This window comes from Anaeromyxobacter dehalogenans 2CP-C (assembly GCF_000013385.1).
Classification (GTDB): Bacteria; Myxococcota; Myxococcia; order Myxococcales; family Anaeromyxobacteraceae; genus Anaeromyxobacter; species Anaeromyxobacter dehalogenans_B.
In genome coordinates, this window is record NC_007760.1 from 2,512,573 (window position 1) to 2,533,928 (window position 21,356).

Annotated in this window: 15 protein-coding genes; 2 read left to right on the forward strand and 13 right to left on the reverse strand. The window is 74.6% G+C overall.

Features of this window, described 5'->3' with window-relative positions:
* Positions 1–33: 33 nt before the first annotated feature.
* The 3 genes from ADEH_RS11535 to ADEH_RS11545 all read right to left on the reverse strand — a co-directional run bounded on the left by ADEH_RS11535 (position 34) and on the right by ADEH_RS11545 (position 4,271).
* Complete coding sequence (locus ADEH_RS11535; protein ID WP_011421279.1) at positions 34–2,265, reverse strand: NADP-dependent isocitrate dehydrogenase; 2,232 nt, start codon at positions 2,263–2,265, stop codon at positions 34–36.
* 239 nt (positions 2,266–2,504) lie between these two features.
* Entirely contained in the window at positions 2,505–3,815 is a 1,311-nt protein-coding gene (locus tag ADEH_RS11540) for an SAM-dependent methyltransferase (RefSeq protein WP_041453504.1), read from the reverse strand.
* Between the two features lie 108 nt (positions 3,816–3,923).
* Positions 3,924–4,271, reverse strand: coding sequence for a cupin domain-containing protein (locus tag ADEH_RS11545; RefSeq protein ID WP_011421281.1), 348 nt, complete (start codon positions 4,269–4,271; stop codon positions 3,924–3,926).
* Between the two features lie 198 nt (positions 4,272–4,469).
* On the opposite strand from ADEH_RS11545, the gene ADEH_RS11550 reads away from it, so the two are divergent.
* Complete coding sequence (locus tag ADEH_RS11550; protein ID WP_011421282.1) at positions 4,470–7,598, forward strand: amidohydrolase family protein; 3,129 nt, start codon at positions 4,470–4,472, stop codon at positions 7,596–7,598.
* Between the two features lie 27 nt (positions 7,599–7,625).
* Here ADEH_RS11550 and ADEH_RS11555 read toward each other — a convergent pair whose 3' ends face one another.
* Both ADEH_RS11555 and ADEH_RS11560 read right to left on the reverse strand, forming a co-directional pair.
* Positions 7,626–8,072, reverse strand: coding sequence for a MauE/DoxX family redox-associated membrane protein (locus ADEH_RS11555; protein ID WP_011421283.1), 447 nt, complete (start codon positions 8,070–8,072; stop codon positions 7,626–7,628).
* Positions 8,069–8,500: a cupin domain-containing protein gene (locus tag ADEH_RS11560; RefSeq protein ID WP_011421284.1), complete on the reverse strand. Its 432-nt coding sequence runs from the start codon at positions 8,498–8,500 to the stop codon at positions 8,069–8,071. The genes ADEH_RS11555 and ADEH_RS11560 overlap by 4 nt, the downstream gene beginning before the upstream one ends.
* Positions 8,501–8,556: 56 nt before the next feature.
* Between ADEH_RS11560 and ADEH_RS11565 the strand changes: the two genes are divergently transcribed.
* Complete coding sequence (locus ADEH_RS11565) at positions 8,557–10,023, forward strand: PLP-dependent aminotransferase family protein (RefSeq protein ID WP_011421285.1); 1,467 nt, start codon at positions 8,557–8,559, stop codon at positions 10,021–10,023.
* Between the two features lie 9 nt (positions 10,024–10,032).
* Here the strand turns inward: ADEH_RS11565 and ADEH_RS11570 are convergent, their stop codons facing one another.
* From ADEH_RS11570 to ADEH_RS11605, 8 genes are all read right to left on the reverse strand, one after another.
* Entirely contained in the window at positions 10,033–10,983 is a 951-nt protein-coding gene (locus ADEH_RS11570) for a hypothetical protein (protein ID WP_011421286.1), read from the reverse strand.
* A 166-nt stretch (positions 10,984–11,149) separates the two neighbouring features.
* Positions 11,150–11,725: a hypothetical protein gene (locus tag ADEH_RS11575; RefSeq protein WP_011421287.1), complete on the reverse strand. Its 576-nt coding sequence runs from the start codon at positions 11,723–11,725 to the stop codon at positions 11,150–11,152.
* A 19-nt stretch (positions 11,726–11,744) separates the two neighbouring features.
* Positions 11,745–14,888 (reverse strand): efflux RND transporter permease subunit, encoded by a 3,144-nt coding sequence (locus ADEH_RS11580; RefSeq protein WP_011421288.1) that lies wholly within the window; start codon positions 14,886–14,888, stop codon positions 11,745–11,747.
* Between the two features lies 1 nt (position 14,889).
* Positions 14,890–16,023: an efflux RND transporter periplasmic adaptor subunit gene (locus ADEH_RS11585; RefSeq protein WP_011421289.1), complete on the reverse strand. Its 1,134-nt coding sequence runs from the start codon at positions 16,021–16,023 to the stop codon at positions 14,890–14,892.
* Positions 16,024–16,072: 49 nt separating this feature from the next.
* Complete coding sequence (locus ADEH_RS11590; RefSeq protein ID WP_011421290.1) at positions 16,073–17,395, reverse strand: TolC family protein; 1,323 nt, start codon at positions 17,393–17,395, stop codon at positions 16,073–16,075.
* Positions 17,396–17,573: 178 nt separating this feature from the next.
* Positions 17,574–18,974, reverse strand: coding sequence for a sigma-54-dependent transcriptional regulator (locus ADEH_RS11595; RefSeq protein ID WP_011421291.1), 1,401 nt, complete (start codon positions 18,972–18,974; stop codon positions 17,574–17,576).
* Positions 18,949–20,334, reverse strand: a complete 1,386-nt coding sequence (locus tag ADEH_RS11600; protein WP_011421292.1) for a two-component system sensor histidine kinase NtrB — start codon at positions 20,332–20,334, stop codon at positions 18,949–18,951. The genes ADEH_RS11595 and ADEH_RS11600 overlap by 26 nt, the downstream gene beginning before the upstream one ends.
* Before the next feature lie 170 nt (positions 20,335–20,504).
* Complete coding sequence (locus tag ADEH_RS11605; protein WP_011421293.1) at positions 20,505–21,356, reverse strand: hypothetical protein; 852 nt, start codon at positions 21,354–21,356, stop codon at positions 20,505–20,507.

Sequence of the window (21,356 nt, forward strand, 5' to 3'; positions counted from 1 at the left end):
GTCTCCCTCGCCTGACTGGTTGGATTCCTGCAGCTACGCCATCGCGTCGATGATTGCGTTCAGCGTCGCGCTGGGACGCATCGCCTTCCCCGTCTTCACCGGATCCGGGCGGTAGTAGCCGCCCATGTCCACCGGCTTGCCCTGGGCCGCGAGCAGCTCCTGGTCGATCTTCGCGGCGTTGTCCGCCAGCTGCTTCGCGAGCTTCGCGAAGCGGGCCTGCAGCTCCTTGTCCTTCGACTGCGCGGCGAGCGCCTCGGCCCAGTACAGCGCCAGGTAGAAGTGGCTGCCGCGGTTGTCGATCTGGCCGACCTTGCGGGCCGGCGACTTGTTGTTGTCGAGGAACTTGCCGATGGCCTGGTCCAGCGTCTCGGCGAGCACCGCCGCCTTGGCGTTGCCGCCGGCGCGGCCGATGTGCTCGAGCGACGCGCCCAGCGCGGAGAACTCACCCAGCGAGTCCCAGCGCAGGTAGCCCTCCTTCACGAACTGCTGCACGTGCTTGGGGGCCGAGCCGCCCGCGCCCGTCTCGAACAGCCCGCCGCCGGCGAGCAGCGGGACGACCGACAGCATCTTCGCGCTGGTGCCGATCTCGAGGATCGGGAACAGGTCGGTGAGGTAGTCGCGGAGCGCGTTGCCGGTCACCGAGATGGTGTCCTGGCCCTTGCGGATCCGCTCCAGCGAGTAGCGCATCGCCTCGACCGGCGCGAGGATCTTGATCTCCAGGCCGCGGGTGTCGTGGTCGTTCAGGTACTTCTGCACCTTCGCGATCATCTGCGCGTCGTGGGCGCGGTTCTTGTCCAGCCAGAACACCGCCGGCGCGCCGGTGGCGCGGGCGCGGTTCACCGCCAGCTTCACCCAGTCGCGGATCGGGATGTCCTTCGCCTGGCACATGCGGAAGATGTCGCCCGCCTCGACCGCCTGCTCGAGCAGCGTCGCGCCGGCGCCGTCCACCACCCGGATCTTGCCCTTGGCGCTCGCGATGAACGTCTTGTCGTGCGAGCCGTACTCCTCGGCCTTCTGCGCCATCAGGCCGACGTTCGGCACGCTGCCCATGGTGGCCGGGTCGAAGGCGCCGTTCTTGCGGCAGTCCTCGATGATCTCCTTGTAGATCGTGGCGTAGCAGCGATCCGGGATCACCGCCTTGGCGTCCTGCAGCTTGCCCTCGGCGTTCCACATCTTGCCGGACTCGCGGACCACCACCGGCATCGACGCGTCGATGATGATGTCGTTGGGCGCGTGCAGGTTGGTGATGCCCTTGTCCGAGTCCACCATCGCGAGCGCCGGGCGCTTCGCGTAGGTCGCCTTGATGTCGGCCTCGATCTCGGCCTTCTTCGCGGCCGGCAGGCCCTCGAGCTTCTTGTACAGCTCGCCCAGGCCCAGGTTCGGGTTCACGCCGAGCTGCTTGAACGTGTCGGCGTGCTTCGCGAACACGTCCTCGAAGAACACGGTCACCGCGTGGCCGAACATGACCGGGTCGGAGACCTTCATCATGGTGGCCTTGAGGTGCAGCGAGAACAGCACCCCCTGGCGCTTCGCGTCCTCGATCTGCTCCGCGTAGAACTTCCGGAGCGCGCGGACGTCCATGATGGTCGAGTCGACGATCTCGCCGTCGAGGAGCGGCGCGTCCTTCTTCAGCACCGTCACCGCGCCGTCCGGCGCCACGTGCTCGATGCGGAAGGTGGTGGCCTTCGCGACGGTGGTGGAGGTCTCGTGCCCGTAGAAGTCGTCCGCGGTCATGTGCGAGACGTGGGCCTTCGACTCGGGGTTCCACGCGCCGAGCTTGTGCGGGTGCTTCCTCGAGAACGCCTTCACCGACAGCGGCGAGCGGCGGTCCGAGTTGCCCTCGCGGAGCACCGGGTTCACCGCGCTGCCCAGCACCTTGGCGTAGCGCGCCTGGACGGCCTTCTCGGCCTCGTCCTTGGGGGCCTCCGGGTAGTCCGGGACCGCGTAGCCCTTGCCCTGCAGCTCCTTGATCGCCTCCTTGAGCTGCGGGATCGAGGCGCTGATGTTCGGGAGCTTGATGATGTTCGCGTCGGGGCTCTGGGTGAGCTCGCCGAGCTGGGCCAGGTAGTCCGGGATGCGCTGCGCCTCGGTGAGCTGCTCCGGGAACGCCGCGATGATGCGGCCGGACAGCGAGATGTCACGCGTCTGGACGTCTACGCCGGTGCCCTTGGTGAAGGCCTGGACGATGGGCAGCAGCGAGTAGGTGGCGAGCGCCGGCGCTTCGTCGATTTCGGTCCAGATGATCGTGGAGGTCTTCGTCGTCATTTTCCCTCGTCCTTGGCTTTGCGTGATCCTCGTCGTCGGCGACCACCACGGCAGCGCCGGCCCCGTCCCGAGTGAGGTGCCCGACATGCCACGATTCCTCACGCGAGATCAATGATGGAAGTCACGGATCTTCGGCCGGAAAGTGGACTGCCAACGTCTACGAACAGACCCGCCGCGCGATGGATTCCGGGGGCCGTCCGGAAGCGTGCGCGCCGGCCGCCGCGAGGCGCCGCGGGCGCTCAGGCGCCGGCTCGCGCCGGCCGCTCGGCCGCCTGCTCCACGCACCACCCGGCGCGGCTGCGCGGGGTGCCGGCGGCCCGGCCCGCGGCGTCGGGGCGGGCGAGCAGGAGCTGGAACACGCTGATCCGCCCGAGCCGGAAGCCGGCGGCGGAGGCGGCGAGGTAGAGCCGGTACAGCCGGGCCCGCCGCTCGCCCACCAGCCCGACCGCCTCGCCGTACCGCGCCTCCAGCCGCTCCAGCCAGGCGGCGAGCGTCTCGGCGTAGTGCTCCCGCAGGCACTCCAGGTCGCGCACCTCGAACCCAGCCCGCGCCGCGCGGGCGATCACCTCGGCGATGGGGATGAGCTCGCCGTCCGGGAACACGTAGCGCCAGATGAACCCGCCGCCGCGCTGGCCGGCCCAGGGCAGCGTCGGCCCCCGCCCGTCCACCGCGGCGATGGCGTGGTTGAGGAACAGGCCCCCCGGCCGGAGCAGGCGGTGGACCGCCGCGAAGTACGCGTCGAGGCGCGCCCGCCCGACGTGCTCCATCATGCCGACGCTCGCCACCTTGTCGAACGGGGCCTCGGGGCGGAGCGTCCGGTAGTCCTCCGGGCGCACGGCGATCTCCGCGCGCCCGCGCAGCCGCTCCGCGCGCGCCTCGGCGGCGCGGAGCTGGTGCTGGCTGAGCGTGATGCCGGTGGCGCGCGCGCCGTGGTGGAGCGCGGCGTGCTCCACCAGCGCCCCCCACCCGCAGCCCACGTCGAGGAACCGCTCGCCCGGCGCGAGCGCGAGCTTGCGGCACACCAGCTCGAGCTTGGCGCGCTGCGCCTCCTCCAGCGACTCCCGGCCGGTCGGGAAGTACGCGCACGAGTAGACGAGGTCGTCGCCGAGGAACAGCCGGTAGAACGCGTCGGAGACGTCGTAGTGGTGGCGCACCGCGTCGCGGTCGCGCCGGACGCTGTGCCGTCCGCCGTGCAGCCGCGCCTCGAGCGGCGCGGGGCCGAGCGCGTGCAGCGCCCGCCGGGCGAGCGCGCCGGCGATGGCGGCCGCGAGCGCGGGGTGCGGGCGGGGGCCGGCCCACCGGGCCGCCGCCTCCACCAGCGCGATCGCGTCCCCCTCCAGCTCGATCCGGCCGTCGAGGTACGCCTCCGCGAGGCGCCGCTCCGCGGCCGGCGGCACGAGCGCGTCGAGCGCGGCGGGATCGCGCAGGACCACCGCCCCGCGGACGCCGGCGTCGCGCGCGGGCGGGAGCAGCGTCCCGTCCCAGAGCCGCACCGGGAACGTGCGCGACTCGGACTCGAACATCGCCGCGGCGACCCTGGCCGGGTCCATGCGCACAGGATATCCGGCCGCGCGCCCCCGCGCCGATGCGCCGGCCGGGGTGCCGCGGGAGCGCCTGCCGCGGTGCGGCACGCAGCGGTGGCCGCGCGGCGGCGCGGCTCAGGGCGCCGGCGCCGGGTCGCGCAGCATGACGAGCAGCATGCGGGCCCGCGCGCCCGCGTCCACCGCGTGCGGAACGTTCGCCGGCATCCGCGTGATGCTTCCGGTCGGGGCCTCGACCGGCTTCCCGCCGATCGTGAGCGTCAGCGCGCCCTCCAGCACCACCACCAGGGCGTCGAACGGCGAGGTGTGCTCGGTGAGCCCCTGCCCCGCGTCGAACGCGAACAGCGTGACGTTGCTCGTCCCCTTCTTCGCCAGGATGCGGCTGGCGATGCCGTGCTCGGCGTAGCCGAGCAGCTCGACGAAGCGGTGCGCCTCGGCGGGCGGCAGCAGGTCGTCCTTGGCCATCGGGGCTCCTCGTCGCCCCTGGCGCGGCACCGCGCGCGGCAGCCGGGGGCGTCATCGATCGTTTGCGTACCAACGCTTTGCGTCACGGCGCGCGCCGCGCGACGCTCCGTGCATGGTACGCCCCCGCCGGCCCGTTGCCACCTCCGCGGCGGAGCGGACAGGAGAGCGCCTTCCCGTTTCCGTTCCCCCGGAGGCTGCATGCCGCTCACCCGCCGTTCCCGGATCGCCGCCGTCACACTCGCCACCGTCGCCGCCGCGTCGCTCGGCGCCGCCTCGCTCCAGGGCGGCAGCCGCGCCGCGGTGCGCGACATCACGGTCCACGAAGGGACCAACGTCGCCGTGACCGCCTCGCCGGACGGGCGCGACCTCGTCATGGATCTCCAGGGCGTGCTCTGGTCCCTGCCGCGCGGCGGCGGCGAGGCGCGCCGCCTCACCGACGGGCTCCTCGAGCCCGCCCGCCCCGACTTCTCGCCGCGCGGCGACCGGGTGGCGTTCCAGGCCTACGCGGGCGGGACGTTCCACATCTGGACCATGCGGCCCGACGGCACCGACGTGCGCCAGCTCACCTCCGGCCACGGCGACGACCGCGAGCCGCGCTTCTCGCCCGACGGGACGCGCATCGCGTTCTCCTCCGACCGCGCGTTCGAGGGCAGCTACGACGTGTGGGTGGTGGACGTCGCGAGCGGCGCGCTGACGCGCTGGACCGAGGCGCCGGCGGACGAGTTCGAGCCCGCCTGGACGCCCGACGGCGGCGAGATCGCGTTCGTCAGCGGCGCCGGATCCACCGGCACCGCCATCGAGGCGGTGGACTCGACCGGCGCCCGCCGCACGCTCGCGACCGCGCCCGCCGGCGCGCGGCTGAACTCGCCGTCGATCTCCCCCGACGGCGCGCACCTCGCCTGGATCCAGTTCGCCGCGAACCGCAGCCGGCTCGTGGTGGACGGCGCGCCCGCCTCGCCGTTCGAGGACGTGTTCCCGTTCCCGGCGCACTGGCTCTCCGCGCGGACGCTCCTCTACTCCGCCGACGGCGGCATCCGCGTGACCGATCTCGACGCCGGCACCAGCGAGCAGGTCGCGTTCCAGGCGACGTTCCGCCTGGTGCGGCCGGCGTGGGACCGCAAGCGCTTCGACTTCGACCGCACCGCGCCGCGCCAGGCGCTCGGCATCGTCGCGCCGGCGCTGTCGCCCGACGGCACGCGCGTGGTGTTCCAGGCGCTGAACCGGCTCTGGCTGATGGACGTGGGCGGCGCGCCCCGCCCGCTCACCGACGGCCCGTACTACGCGCAGGACCCGGCCTGGTCGCGCGACGGCACGCGCATCGCGTACGCCTCGGACAAGGCAGGCACCGCCGACCTGTACGTGCTCGACGTGGCCACCGGCGCGGAGCAGCGCGTGACCTCGCTGCCCGGCGCCGAGGTGGCGCCGGCGTGGTCGCCGGACGGCGGGCGGCTCGCGTTCCAGGACCAGGCCGGCGCGACGCACGTGCTCGACCTCGCCAGCGGCGCCGTGCGCCAGATCGTGGCGCCGCTGTTCGCGCCGGGGCGCCCGACCTGGTCCGCGGACGGGCGCACCGTCGCGCTCGCCGCGCTGAAGCCCTACACGCGCCGCTTCCGCGAGGGCACCAGCCAGATCCTCACCGTGGACGTGGAGTCCGGCGCCACGCGCTACCAGGAGGCGGCGCCGTTCGAGTCGCTGAGCACGCGCGGCGACGACGGTCCGGTGTGGTCGCCGGACGGGACCGCGCTCGCGTTCGTGATGCAGAGCACGCTGTGGGTCATGCCGGTGGACGCGGCCGGCCGCGCCGCCGGGTCGCCGGTGCGGATCACCTCCGAGCCCACCGACGCGCCCACCTGGAGCGGCGACTCCCGGCGCCTGCTGTACCTGTCGAGCGGCACGCTGCGGATGGTGGCGCGCGAGGGCGGCGCGCCCTCGACCGTGCCGGTCGAGCTGCGCTGGCGCCCCGAGCGTCCGGAGGGCTCCGTGCTCGTCCACGCCGGGCGGCTCTGGGACGGCCGCGGGCCCGCGGTCCAGCACGACGTGGACCTCGTCGTCGCCGGCAACCGCATCCGCGCCATCCTCCCGCACCGCGCCGACGCCCACGCGCGCGCCGCCGCGCAGGGGCAGCGCGTGGTGGACGCGTCGGGGCTCACCGCCATCCCGGGCCTGTGGGAGTCGCACACGCACGAGTGGATCAGCGGGAAGTTCTACGGCGCCCGGCTCGGCCGGCTTTGGCTGTCCTACGGCGTGACCTCGGCCCACTCGCTCGGCGATCCGGACTACCGCGCGGTGGAGACGCGCGAGGCGTACGCCTCGGGCGCCCGCGTCGGCCCGCGCTTCTTCGCGAGCGGCGAGGCCATCGACGGCGAGCGCGTCTACTACAACTTCATGCGCCCGACCACGACCGACGCGCAGCTCGACCTCGAGCTCGCCCGCGCCAGGGCCCTCGACTACGACATGGTGAAGACCTACGTGCGCATGAAGCACGAGTGGCAGGCGAAGGCCGTGCGCTTCGCGCACGAGGAGATGGGCGTGTGGGTCGGCTCGCACTACATGCTGCCCGGCATGTCGTACGGGATGGACGGCCAGACGCACGTGAGCGCCACCACCCGCCTCGGCTTCGCCTACACCCGCTCGTCGGGCGGGGTGAGCTACGGCGACGTGCGCACGCTGTTCGCCCGCTCCGGCATGTTCGACATCTCCACCACCTTCAACTCGTCGCTGTACGCCGAGGACCCGGCCATGGTGGACGACCCGCGCCTGATCGCGCTCAACACGCCGTGGGACCAGGTGCTGCTGCGCGGGAAGCGCGACCGCGCGCTCACCACCGACCAGACCGTCAGCCTGGAGAGCCTGCGGCGGGAGGAGGAGACGCTCGCGGCGGTGCTGCGCGCCGGCGGCACCATGCTCGCCGGGACGGACTCGCCCATCGACAACGTCGCGACCGCGCTGCACCTCAACCTGCGCGCGCAGGTGAAGCTGGGCGGCCTGGCGCCGTGGGAGGCGCTGCGCACCGCCACCGCCCTGCCCGCCCGCGCCTTCGGGGTGGACGCGGACCTCGGGACGATCGAGGCGGGCAAGCTCGCCGACGTCGTGTTCGTGCGCGGCGATCCGCTCGCGGACGTCGCCGACGCGGCCAACGTGGAGCTGGTCATGAAGAACGGCCGCCTCCACACGGTCGCGGAGCTGATGGCGCCGTTCACCGGCGGCGGCGCGACGGCCACGTCCGGCCCCGCGCACCGGCGGCTGCCCGCGGCGCCCGGGGTGGCGGTGACGCCGGCGCGGTGGTGGCACGATCCGGAGGCGATGGTCGAGGAGGACCACCGGTAGCCCCGGCGGATGGCGCCCGCCCCGGCCTCACGGGCCGGCGGCGGGCTCCGCCCCGGCGGTCCCGGCCCGGCGCGCCTCGCGGCGCGCCGGGGCCGGCGCGGCCAGCGCCAGCAGGAGCGCGGCGGCGGACGCGGAGAACACCGAGTAGTCGAGCGGCGACTTCGGGCCGAACGAGACGCCCATGGCGGCGCCGAACACCGCCAGCAGGCCGGCGCTGGCGAGCGCCACCCAGCGCAGCCGCACGCCGGCGAGGAGCGCGAGGCCGAGCGTGGTCTCGGCCACGGTCGCGGCGCGCGCCAGGAACGGCGCCAGCGACGCGGGCAGGAACGCGTTCACCTCGGCGGTGTAGCGCACGAACGCGTCGAAGTCGTTGTGCCCCCAGAGCCCGAGCCGGCTGCCGACCGCCGACAGGAACGCCGCCGCCAGCGCCAGGCGCGCGTACAGGACGGCCCAGCGGAGCGCGCCGCCGCTCACCGCGCCGCCCCGTGCCGCGCGAGCACGCCGCGGTAGAAGGCCGCGATGCCGGCGGTGGTGCTCCGCTCGGCCACCCCGCCCTGCGGGTCGAGCGTCTCCATCGCGCCGCGCACGGTCACGAACACCACCACCGGCTCGTCGCCCACCGCCATCCAGCTGTCCTCGTTCCCGGCCGGCTCGTGCACGTAGCCCCCCGGGCCGACGATCTCGCCGGTGTCGAGCAGCTTCCGGTGGCCGGCGAGGTTGAGCGCGTGCACCTCGCCCTCGTGGCGGTGCCGCGGGACGAGGGTGCCGGGCTCGAGGCGGAGCAGCAGCGCCCGCGTGTCGCCGTCCGCGGCGCCGTGGAGGAGCTTCAGGGAGAAGCCGGGCGACACCTCGGCCCAGGGCAGGTGATCGGTTCCATCCGGGTGGTTCGGTTCGTGGGTCATGCCACCCGGATAGCGGCCGGAGTGGCTCCCTCACAGGTCCACCCTGGCGAAATTCGATGGATCCATTAACGTCCCCGACCGTGGACCTGCACGTCTCGCTGGACCGCCGCGGCCGGCTCGCCGCCGACGCCTACCGCCAGCTCCGGGAGGCCATCCTGGACGGCCGCCTGCGCGCCGGCGAGCGGCTCCCCGCCACCCGCGAGCTGGCCCGCCGCCTCGACGTCTCGCGCAACACCGTGCTGCACGCCTACCAGCGGCTCGCGGCGGAGGGGTTCCTCAAAGGCCGGGCCGGCGCGGGCACGTACGTGGCCGAGGGCGTCCGCGCCGACGCCCGCGGCCGCCGCGCGCCCGCCGGCGCGGCGCTGCGACCGAGGCCGTCGTGGCGGTCGCTGCCCGCGCCGCCGGCCCCGCCCGCTGCGCTGCCCTACGACTTCCAGGTCGGCGCGCCGGACCCGGCGCTCTTCCCGTGGGACGCCTGGCGCTGGCGGGTGTCGCGCCAGCTCCGCGGCCGGCGCGCGCGCGCGGGCTACCCGCCGCCGGAGGGCGATCCGGGCGCGCGCGCGGCGATGGCGCGCCACCTGGGCGTGGCCCGCTCGGTGCGCGCCGGCGCGGACGACGTGATCCTCACCTCGGGCGCGCAGCAGGCGCTCGATCTGGTCGGCCGGGTGCTGCTCGCGCCGGGCGATCGCGTGGCGGTGGAGGACCCGGGCTATCCGCCGGCCCGCGCCGCGTTCGAGGCGCTCGGCGCGCGCGCGGTGCCGGTGCCGGTGGACGCGGAGGGGCTGGTGGTGGACGCGCTCCCCGCCGACGTGCGGCTCGTCCACGTCACGCCGTCGCACCAGTTCCCGCTGGGCATGCCCATGTCGCTGCGCCGCCGCCAGGCGCTGCTCGCCTGGAGCGAGCGGACCGGCGCGGCGATCGTCGAGGACGACTACGACAGCGAGTTCCGCTTCGACGGCCGGCCGCTCGAGCCGCTGCAGGCGCTGGATCGGCAGGGGCGCGTCGTCTACGTGGGCTCGCTGTCGAAGGTGCTGCTCCCGACGCTGCGGCTCGGGCTCCTGGTCGCGCCCGCCTCGCTCGTCCCCGCGCTGCGCGCCGCCAAGGCGCTCTCCGACTCCCACGGGCCGCTCGAGCTGCAGCGCGCGCTCGCGGAGCTGGTGGACGACGGGCTGCTCGCGCGCCACGTCCGCCGCGTGCTGCGCGTCTATCGGGAGCGCCGCGACCGGCTCGCCGCCGCGGTGGCGCGTCACCTCGGCGACCGGGTGATCGCGCTCCCCGCCTCCGCCGGCCTGCACCGGAGCTTCCACCTCGCCGGCGGGTGCGCGGACGAGGCGGAGGTGGTCCGGCGCGCGCAGGCGCTGGGCGTGGCCGTCCAGCCGCTCGCGCCGTATCACGCGCGGCCCGGCCGGCCCGGGTTCGCGCTCGGCTACGGGGTCATCCCCGCCGACCGGATCGACGAGGGCATCCGCCGGCTGGCGGCGGCGCTGGAGCCGCCGCCCGCCGTGCGCCGCCCTCGGCGCTGACGGGGCGCGCTACCCGCGCTCCGGCCCGCCGCGGTCGTGCCCGCGGCCGCCGCGATCGCCGCCGCGCTCGGGACCGCGGTCGCCGCCGCGGTCGCCGCCGCGCTGCGGCGCGGGGCCGGCGTCGCGCCCGGGCCCGCCGCGGTCGTACTGCGGGGCCGCGGCGCCGCCGCGCTCCTGCGGGCGACCGCCCTGGCCGCCGCGATCCTGCCAGCCGCCGCGGTCCTGCCGCTGCTCCGGCTGCTGCCGCTGCCACCCGTCGCCACGGCCACCTGGACCGCCGGGGCCGCGCGCGGGCTGCGGCTCGCCGCGGCTCCAGCCCTGCGAGTCGTGGGGCCGCGCGGCGGGGCCGCCGCGGTAGCCCGGGCCAGGACCCGGGTCGTGGCGCCGGGAGAAGTCCTCGCGCGGGCGATACCCGTAGCTCGTGCTCCGGATCGAGCGCTGCTGCTCGACCGCGCGCGGGTAGCGGTCGCCGGCGTAGCCGCGCTGGTACCTCGGCAGCGGGGCCGGGCGCGGCACGGCGCGGCGATCCCACCGGTCCCAGCCGGCGCGGCGGTGCTCCCAGTCGTGGCCGTAGTGGTGGCCCCAGCGCGGCGGCGCGGCGGCGCGCCAGCCGCGGAAGTACGGCGGGGGCGCGCGGTAGTAGCGCACCGGGACGCGGAGCACGTACGCGGGCACGTAGTACGGGTCCACCGCGTCCCACGGGCCGTCGTACCAGCTGCTCGCGTACCAGGTGTCGTTCGCGTAGACCCAGTACAGGCCGTCGTAGAAGAAGTAGTTCGCCGGGAGGCGCGGGGCGTAATAGACCGGGTAGCCCGGCACCGCGACGAGCTCCGGGTACGCCGGCACGTTGATGCCGATGGAGACGCCCGGCGCCGTGATCCCGATCCCCACGCTGATCTGGGCGCGGGCGGGGGCCAGCGGGGCGAGCAGCAGCGCGAACGCGACGGGCAACCAGCGCATCTCGACCTCCTGTCGGAGCCGCGGCCCTCCAGCGGGCCGGGCGAGCACCGATGGAGGGACGAACCGGCGAACCCGGGGATTCATGCCCCGCCGCGCGATCCCCGAGTTTCCGCCGGCGCCGGCCCCACACCGGCGCCGGGCGGCGCCGATGTGGTCCGGTCCGGCGTCAGGCGCCGCCCTCCTGCGCGCCCTTGCCGCGCGCGGCGGCGAGCGGCCCCGCCGCCCACGCCAGCCCGAGGGCCATCGAGGCCACGAGGAGGATGGCCGCGGCCGGCCCGCCGGTCGGCTTCATCGCCATGAGCGCGAGCACGCCCACGCCGAGCGCGGCGCGGAGGCGGAGCGAGGCGTCGAGCACGGGGCTCGAGAGCCGCGCGCGCAGCTCCGGCGTCAGCGCCGGCCCGCGCTCCTGCTGCACCGCCGGGCCGACCCGCTTCAGCCACCGCCCGGTCACGCCGCCGCCGAGCGCGCCCATCAGCACCATGCCGGCGAAGCCGCTCGCGATCCAGGGCGCGTGCCCCCAGACCGACACCGTCATCCAGATGCCGGACGCGAGGATGGCGAGCATGGCGAGCCCGCCGAGGCGCCCGGGCAGCGCGAGCTGCCCGACCCAGCTCCGCGCCTCGTCCGGCGTGGCGGCGCGCCGGAGCCGCGCGAGCGCCACCGCCTCGATCCCGCCCGCCACGCCGAGCGTCACCGCGCCGGCGACGTGGGCGAACACCGCGATCGGATAGACCCCGTCCATGTTGGTCTCCTTCCGCCCCTCAGGGCTCGGTGCCCGAGGGGAGCTGCGGGTGGAGCGGCACGTTCACCGCCGGCTCGAGCACCGCCGGGCGCGCCGCGAGCGCCTCCTTCCGGTGGTCGCGCGCGATCAGCACGTAGATCGACGGGAGGAAGAGCAGCGTGAACGCGGTGCCCACCGTCATCCCGGCCACCAGCACCAGGCCGATGCTGTTGCGGGCCTCGGCGCCCGGGCCGGTCACGTAGGTGAGCGGCAGGTGCCCGAAGACGGTCGCGAAGGTGGTCATGAGGATGGGCCGCAGGCGCGTGACCGCCGCCTGCCGCACCGCCTCCACCTTGGACAGCCCCTGCTCCTGGAGCTTGTTCGCGAACTCGACGATGAGGATGCCGTTCTTCGCGACCAGGCCCACCAGCGTCACCAGGCCCACCTGCGAGTAGACGTTGAGCGTGGTGGTCCAGCCGTCGGTGAAGAACGGCATCTGCGGGTTGGGCATCTTCAGGAACACCAGCGCGAGCGCGCCGAACATGCCGAGCGGCACCGAGCCGGCCAGGATCACGAGCGGGTCCCGGAAGCTGTTGAACTGGGCGGCGAGCACCAGGAAGATGAGCACGATGGCCAGCAGGAACGCCGGGAGGAACTTGTTCCCCTCGGTGCGGAGCTGGCGCGACTCGCCGGTGTAGTCGATGACGTACCCGGCCGGCAGGATCTTCCCCGCCTCGTCCTCCAGGTACGACAGCGCCTCGTCGAGCGGGCGGATGGCGACGCCGCTCAGCTTCACCGCGTTGAGCTGCTGGAAGCGGTTGAGCGAGCGCGGCGTCACCTGGTCGCGGATCCGGGCGATGGAGGCGAGCGGGATGAGGCGCCCGTCCGGCCCGGTCACGTGGATGTCCTCGAGCTGCTCGGGGTTGAGCCGCTCGGTGCGCAGCAGCTGGGGGATCACCTTGTAGCTGCGGCCGCCCACGTTGAAGCGGTTCACGTAGTTCCCGCCCACCGCCGAGCCGAGATCCTGGCCGACGGTGCGCAGGTCGAGGCCGAGCTCGGCCACCTTCTCGCGGTCGATCTCGATCTCCGAGGACGGCTGGTCGATCTTGACGTCGATGAGCGGCGGGAACGCGAAGATGCCGCTCTTGGCCGCCTTCTCCTGGAGCTGCTGCGCGAACCCGAGGATCTCCTGGGTCTCCGCGGTGGAGGCGAGGACGATCTCCACCGGGAAGTTGCCGCCGCCGGGCAGGGCCGGGGGCAGGATCGCGAACGTCTGGATGCCGGGGATGACCGCGAGGCGCCCCTGCACCTCGTGCAGCACCTCCGCCGCGGTGCGATCGCGCTCGGTCCAGGGCTTCAGGCCGACGCCCCAGAAGCCGCCGGTCGGCTGGGTGATCTGGAACGTGAACCCGGCCTCCGGCATCTCCATGAGCGAGCGGTTCACCGCCTTGGTGTTCGGCACGAGCTGCTCGAGCGTGGAGTTGGACGGCGTGTTCACGATCCCCATCACCACGCCCTGGTCCTCGGTGGGCGCGAGCTCGCGGGGCGCCATGGCGAACATGGCCCCGACCAGCACGATGATGGCGACCCACGCCGCGTAGATGGCGCCGCGCGCCTGGAGCGACTTCTCCAGGTGGCGCGCGTAGACGTCGCGCACCCGCTCGAAGCCGCGCTCCAGCAGGCGGGCCAGGCCCTTCGCCTCCCCGCCCTCGCGGAGCAGGTGCGCGGACATCATGGGCGAGAGCGTGAGCGCGACCACGCCGGAGATGGTCACCGCGCCGGCGAGCGTGAGCGCGAACTCGCGGAACAGCGAGCCGGTCAGGCCGCCCTGGAACGCGATGGGCGTGTAGACCGCCGCGAGCGTGATGGTCATGGCGATCACCGGGCCGACCAGCTCCCGGACGCCGGCGAGCGCCGCCTCCATCCGCGTCTTCCCCTCGCGCAGGTGGCGCTCCACGTTCTCGACCACCACGATGGCGTCGTCCACCACCAGACCGACCGAGAGCACGATGGCGAGCAGCGTGAGCAGGTTCAGGGTGAACCCGAACGCCTGCATCAGGAACACCGCGCCGATGAGCGACACCGGGATGGCCACCACCGGCACCAGCACCGACCGGAGCGAGCCGAGGAACAGGAAGATGACGATCACCACGATGACCAGCGTCTCGGCCAGCGTGTGCTCGACGTCCTTGATGGCGTCCTGGATGTAGGCGGTCGCGTCGTACGCCACCACCGCCTTGATCTGCTCGGGGATCTGCGTCTGCATCGCGCCCATCTCGGTGCGCACGCGCTTGATCACGTCGAGCGAGTTGGCGTCGGGCAGCGCCCAGATGCCGACGAACACCGCGGTCTCCCCGGTGAAGTTCACCTCGGCGTCGTAGTCCTCCGCCCCCAGCGCCACGTCGGCCACGTCGCCCAGGCGGACGGTGGCCCCGTCGTGCTCGCGCACGACCAGCTGCTGGAACTCGCGCACCGAGCGGAGGTCGGTGTTGGCGGTGAGGTTCACCTGGACCAGCGAGCCCTTCGTCTGCCCGACCGCGGCCTGGTAGTTGTTGCGGGCGAGCGCCTCGCGCACCTGCGCCGGGCTGACGTTGAGCGCGGCCATCCGGTCCGGCCGCAGCCAGACGCGCATCGCGAAGGTGCGGGCGCCCAGGATGTCGGCCCGCTGCACGCCCTCGATCGACGAGAGGCGCGGCTGGACGACGCGGACCAGGTAGTCGGTGATCTCGTTCTGCTTCAGGAACTTGGACGAGAAGCTCAGGTACGCCGAGGCGAACTGGCTGTCGGCGGTTTCGATGCCGACCACCGGGACCTCCGCCTCGGGCGGCAGGTCGCCGCGCACCTGGTCGATCTTGGAGCCGATCTCGGCCAGGGCGCGGTTCGAGTCGTAGTTGAGCCGCAGGCGCGCCCGGATGATCGAGACGTTCTGCTTGCTCTCGGACTCCAGGTAGTCGATGCCGTCCGCGGAGGCGATGACGCGCTCGAGCGGCGTGGTGATGAACCCGCGCACCAGCTCGGCGTTCGCGCCCACGTAGGTGGTGGTGACGGTGATCTGCGCGTTCTCGCTGCGCGGGTACTGCCGCACGTTCAGCGTGCGGATGGCCTGCAGGCCCGCGATGACGATGACGAGGTTGACGACGACCGCGATGACCGGGCGCCGGACGAACAGGTCGGTGAGCTTCATCTCAGTTCTCCGTCGGCTTCGGCGCGAGCTGCGCGCGCGGCGCCAGCGAGTCGTTCACCGCCACGGCGGCGCCGTTCCGCAGCTTGAACACGCCGCTGCTGACCACGGTCTCGCCGCCCTTCAGCCCGTCCAGCACGGCCACCAGGTCGCCGCGGCGCTCCCCGGTGCGGACGAACTGCTGGCGGGCCACCAGCGAGGGCTTCCCGTTGGCGTCCTTCTTCTGCTCGATCACGTAGACCGAGTCGCCGTAGGGGGCGAACATCACCGCGGTCGCGGGGATGGCGAGGACCTTGTGCTTCTCGGCCGACAGCACCGCCACGTTCACGAACATGCCGGGGCGGAGCCGCCCGTCCTTGTTCGGGAAGGTGGCGCGCACCCGCACGTTGCGGGTGACCGGATCCACCTCGGGGTTCACCGTGGTGATCTCGCCGGTCCAGTCGGCGCGCGGGAACGTGTCCGTCCGCAGCCGCACCTTCTGCCCCGCCGCGAGGTCCACCAGCGCCTGCTGCGGCAGCCAGAAGTCCGCGTGGATGGGCGTCACCGACTGCAGCGAGGCGATGGGGCTGCCCGGCGACACCACCTGGCCGAGCTCCACCTGCCGGATCGAGATCCGCCCGTCGAACGGCGCGCGGACGGTCTTCTTGGCGATGATCGCCTGGAGGTTGCGCACGGCCGCGTCGGCCTGCTTCGCCTTCGCCTCGGCCGCGTCGAGGTCGGCCTGCGCGTTCGCCTCGCCCTGCCGCAGCCGCTGCGCGCGCTCCAGGTTGACCTTCGCCAGGGCGGCGTCGGCGGTGGCGGCGGCGAGCTGCGCCTCCTCGGCGGAGGTGTCGAACCGGACCAGCAGCTGGCCGCGGCGCACGTTGCTGCCGGACTCGAACGCGATCTGCCGCACCGTGCCGGGCAGCTCGGCCGCGAGCGTCACGCCCTGCACCGCCACCAGCGAGCCGACCGCCGCCCGGGTGGCCTCCCACTCGGCCGCCTCGACCTTCGCCGAGGTGATCGACTCCGGCGGCGGCACGAACGCCTCGCCGGCCCGCACCATGGTGACGATCTGCCCGGCCTTCACCCCGACCAGGACGGCGAGCACCACCACCAGGCCCACCACGAACACTGCCCACTGCTTCTTGCTCTTCATGTGCGCTCCTGCTGGAAGACGTGTTTGAAGGCTCCGGCGTGACGTCCGGTCACCGGGAAAGCTGCGGGGAAGCCTGCGGGCCAGCCCGCGCGTCGAGGAGGTTGCGGCCGGCGGCGAGCCGGAGCTGCGCCCGGGCGTCGGACACCTCGGCGTCCGCCTGGATGCGCGCGGCGTCGGCGTTGAAGGCGTCGCGCTGCGCCTGGAGCAGGTCGAGCTGGTCGGCCGCGCCCGCCTGGTAGCGCTCCAGCGCCAGGCCCGCGGCGCGCTGGCTCACCTCCGCCTGGACCCGCGCCGAGCGGCTGCGTGCGATGTCGGTGCGGACCGTCATCCAGGCGGTGTGGACGTCGTCGTGCGCCGCGAGCCGCGCCCGCTCCTCGCGCGCCCGCGCGCCGTCCGCGACCGCGTCCTGCGCCCGGATGTTCGCGAGCGTGGTGAGGTCGAACGACCAGGTCAGCGACACCACCGCCTGCCAGGTGCGCTCGTGGCCGGCCAGGCCGGTGTAGTCGGTGACGTGCTCGGTGGCGCTCGCCGAGAGGCTGGGCACGAGCACCAGCCGCCGCGCCCAGGCCTCGCGCTCCTCGGCCACCCGCGCGCGCATCGCCGAGGCGATGGCCGGGACCTCGTCGTCCTTCGCCTGGAAGGACTCGATGGGCGGCTCCTCGTGCAGGTCGTCGCCGAGCGCGACCTCCCCCTCGAGCTCGGGCTCGAGGCCGCTCAGGGAGCGGAGCGCGCGCGCGGCGAGCGACACCTGCAGCTCCGCCGTCGCGAGCTGCTGGACGTTGCGCTCCACCTCGGCGCGGGCCCGGTCCACGTCGAGCAGCGCGGTGGAGCCCGCCCCGTGGCGCGCCTCCGCGATCCGCAGGCCGGCCCGGGAGACGTCGAGCGCGCGCCGGGAGGCCTCGACCAGCGCCTTGCTGGCCACGAGCTGGTGGTACTCGCGCGACACGAGCGACTGGACGCGCAGCTCGGTGGCGTCCTGCTGCTCGGCCGCGGCGCCGGAGGCGGCCCTGGCCGCGCCGATGCGCGCGAACGTCGAGAGGTCCACGAGCGGCACGTGGACGGTCGCGTACCCGTCGAGCTGGTCGCGGGGCGTGATGACCACCGGCCCGCTCGCGCTCGGGATGCGGGTCTCGTACTGGTTGCGGGTGTACGTCCCGAGCAGCGAGACGCCGGGCAGCGCCCGGCCCAAAGCCGCCTGCGTGCCCGCCGACGCCTGCGCGCGCGCCGCGCGCGCCTCGGCGTTGTCGGGGCTGGCGTCGCGCGCGCCGCGCAGGAAGGACTCGAGCGGCTGCAGCGCGCTCGCCCGGCCGGCGAGCGCGAGGACCGCCGCCGCGAGGCCGTACTTGAGGATTCGAAGGTGGATGCTCGGCATGGTTCGCCGGCGACGTTGCACCGGACGCGCCAGCGCTCACACCGCCTGCGAAACCGAAGGACTGCGCGGGATCCTCGCGTGCGCCGGGCCGCACGCCACCCCGGCGCCGTACCGAGGTCCGACGGGATCGCTCAAGCGCTGAGCACCGCGATCGGGTATGGCGGCCGGAAGCCGGCGCTCAGCGGGCGGCGCCGGCGGTCGCCGCCGCGCCCTCGCCCGCGTCGGTGACGAGCTCGTAACGTCGCAGCCGCTCCGTGAGCGTGTTCCGGCTGATCCCCAGCCGCCGCGCCGCCTCGGACTGGTTCCCGCGGACGGCGACCATGGTGCGCGCGATGACGGCGCGCTCCAGCTCGTCGAGCTGCGCGCGGAGCGTGCGCGTCCCCTCGCCCTCGCTCGGCGGGGCCGCCGGCCGCCCCGCCCCGCCGGCGGGGGCGCCGGTGGCCTCGAACGCGTCCGGGCCGATCTCGCCCCCGCCGCTCAGGGCCACCATCCGCGCCACCACGTTCTCGAGCTGCCGCACGTTGCCGGGCCAGTCGGCCTTCACCAGCCGCTCGACCAGCGCCGGCGCGAGCCGCACGTCCTCCGACCCGAAGCGCTCGGCGTAGCGCAGCGCGAACTCGTGGGCCAGCGCCGGGATGTCCTCGCGGCGGTCCCGCAGCGGCGGGACGGTCAGCTCCACCACCGCGAGCCGGTAGTACAGGTCCTCGCGGAACCGCCCCTCCTGCACGTCGGCGCGCAGGTCGCGGTGCGTGCACGCCACGATGCGCACGTCCACCCGCTCCACCCGGCCCGACCCGACCGGCTGGATCTCGCCCTCCTGCAGCGTCCGGAGCAGCTTCGCCTGGATCCCGAGCGGCAGCTCGCCGACCTCGTCGAGCACCAGCGTCCCGCCGTCGGCCTGCGCGAAGAACCCGGGGCGCGCCTGGACCGCGCCGGTGAACGCCCCGCGCACGTGCCCGAACAGCTCCGCCTCGGCCAGCTCGGCCGGGATGGCGCTGCAGTTGAACCGGACGAGCGGCCCGGCCGCGCGCTTGCTGAGCGCGTGGAGCAGCGTGCCGATGAGCTCCTTGCCGGTGCCGGTCTCGCCCCGCACCAGCACCGTGATCTCGCGCGCCGCCACCCGCGCCGTGGCCGCCAGCACCTGGCGCATGTTGGCGGACTCGAACACCAGCCGCCGCCCGATGGCGTGCTCCACCGTGAGCTGGCGGTTGCGCTGCCGCAGCAGCCGCGCCTCCAGCGCCCGGCCGATGGCCAGCGCCAGCTCGTCCACGTCGAACGGCTTCGGCACGTACTCGTACGCGCCCGCCTTCATGGCCCGCACCGCCAGGCGCTCCGAGCCGTGCGCGGTCAGCAGGATCACCGGGAGCCACTCGTCGCGCTCGCGCACCGCCTGGAGCAGCGCGAGGCCGTCCATCTCCGGCATGGAGAAGTCGGTCACCAGCACGTCGGCGCGCTCGAGCTGCTCGAGCGCCTCGGACGCGGAGCACGCCAGCACCGGCTCCCAGCCCCGGCCCTGCACCAGCTCCTTCAGCGCGGCGCGGACCGACGGCTCGTCATCCACCAGCAGCACGCGCGACATCCCCGCTCCTCTTCGCGGCGCGCGGCAACGTGACGAGCACCTTCGTCCCGCTCCCCGGCTCGCTCTCGTAGCGCAGGGTACCACCGTGCTGCACGATCACCGCCCGCGCCAGCACCACGCCGAGCCCGGTGCCGTCGTCGCGGGTGGTGAAGAACGGGGTGCCGATGCGCCGGAGCGTCTCCGGCGGCATGCCGCGCCCGGTGTCCCGCACCACCAGCTCGACCTCGTCCCCCGACAGCTCGCGCGCCTCCACCACCACCTCGCCGCCCGCCGGCGTCGCCTCGATGGCGTTCGCGACCAGGTTCAGCAGCGCCTCCTTGAGGCGGCGCGGGTCCGCCTCGAGCGACGCGTCGCCGCGCGCGTAGAGCCGGACGCGGGCCTCGTCGGCGCGGGCGGAGAGGACCAGCATCGTGTCGGAGACGAGCGGCCCGAGCGCCACCTGCCGCGGGTTGACCGACTGGAGCGGCCGGTTGAACGAGAGGTAGTTCTGGATGATCTCCTGCATCCGCGTCACCTCGCGGTCCACCACCTCGAGCCGCTCGTGCGACGCCGCCTCCGCCGGGTTGCGCAGGCCGAGCTGGACGAGCGCCTTCACCCCGGTGAGCGGGTTCTTCAGCTCGTGGGCGACCTTGGCGCCGACCTGCTCCAGCCCCTGCGCCCGGCTGAGCGCGTCGGACACCATCTCGGAGCGGGCCCGGGCCACCTGATCGCGCTTGCGCCGCGTCTCGGCGTGCGCCGGCGCGAGCAGCGCGCCGACGCCGAGCACGCTCACCACCGTGAGCACGCCGCGCTGGAGCGCGGGCAGCGCCGGGCCGGCGACCGCGTCGGGCAGCAGCGCCAGCACGGCGGCGCCGAACGCCGTCGCCGCGAGCAGCCCGCGGGTGGCGACGCGGTCCCCCACCACCGACACCGCCACGAAGTACGACCCGAGGAACGGGAGGATGAGCGGGCTCTGCTCGCCGCCGGTCACCGCCGCCGCGAGGGCGGTCGTCAGGAAGAAGGACGCCTGCCCCAGCACCACGTAGAGCGCGATGCGGTCGAAGGTCGCGTTGACGCACCGGCTGGCGTCGCGCTGCCGGCAGCTCCGCACGCCGACCTGCTGCAAGGCGCCGCCCGCCAGCACCACGCCGATCCGCCAGGCCGCGTAGCCCGCCCACGCGAGCACCGCCGCCGCCGCGAGGTAGTAGGCGATCGCGAACAGGTCCTCCCGCCGCGGCCATCGATCGGCGCGCTCCCGCGGCGCCGCCGCCGTCATCGGGCAGGACGGCGCGGCGGCGACCAGCGGGTGCGTGCGTGCGGGGGCGACCACGTCGCCGGAGCGAAAGGCAAGTTCCGGGCCGGCGGAGAGGACTCTGACCATGGCCCGCCTCGATTAACGCGGCCCTGAAGGCACGCGCTCGCCCCGGAACGTGACCAACGGCCTTTTCCACCTCGCCGCGCAGAACTCCAACAGCCTGCTCAAATCTTGAGCAGGTCACGTCGCCCCGGCGACGCCCGGCGGATCGCACGCACGGTCGCCCGGCGGCGAGGTCAGGGCGGCGCCGGCGCGAGCCCGCGCAGCCCGTCCGCCAGCGCGCGACAGAGGTTCTCGACGAGGTCCTCCTTCGCGCTCGCGACGTAGAGGTGCGGGCCGAGAGCCCAGGTGTCGCGGACCAGCCGCCGCGGCTCGGGCGCGGCCCCGCCGGCCCGGGCCAGCGCGCGGCCGAGCAGCGGCAGGACCTTGTCGCCGAGGCGGAGCGCGGTGTCGATGGCGAACAGGGCGAGGTCGGGCCGGAGCGCACGCAGCCGCCGCACGAACGCGTCGGCCTCGGCGTCCATGAGGTGCTTGGGCGGCCCGGACTTCAGCTCGAGGTAGATGAGCTTGCCCTCCGCGGCCGCGACGACGTCGAGGTCGCCGCCCACGCCCGGCGCGCCGCTGCGCACGCCGGTCGCCACCTGGAGCCCCAGCCGCGAGGCCAGCTCGCGCGCCACCCACCACTCCAGCGTCCCGCCGAACGACCGCGCCCGCCGCAGGAGGCGGTAGCGCCCGCGCGGGCGCCGCTCGGCCAGGCCGAGCGCGACGCAGTCCTCGGCCATGGCGCGGGCGCGGGGCGCGTCCAGGTACCGGGTGGCCTCCGACGGCAGGAAGCCGGCGGGCGCGAGGATGGCGCCCCGCAGGAACAGCCGGAACGCGTAGTGCCCGAGCCGCTCGGCGATGGCGCCGAGCGCGGGCGCCGGCAGGTCGGGGTCGAACGGCAGGTCGGGGCGGGAGGGCCGCGGCTCGAGCCCGCGGCGCACCAGCATGGCGAGCGGCTCCGAGGCGGGGACGGGCCGGCGGCCCGGCGGCGGGGGCCGGGCCGCGGCGGCCGCCTCCAGGTCCCGGGCGCCAGGGCGCTCGCGCAT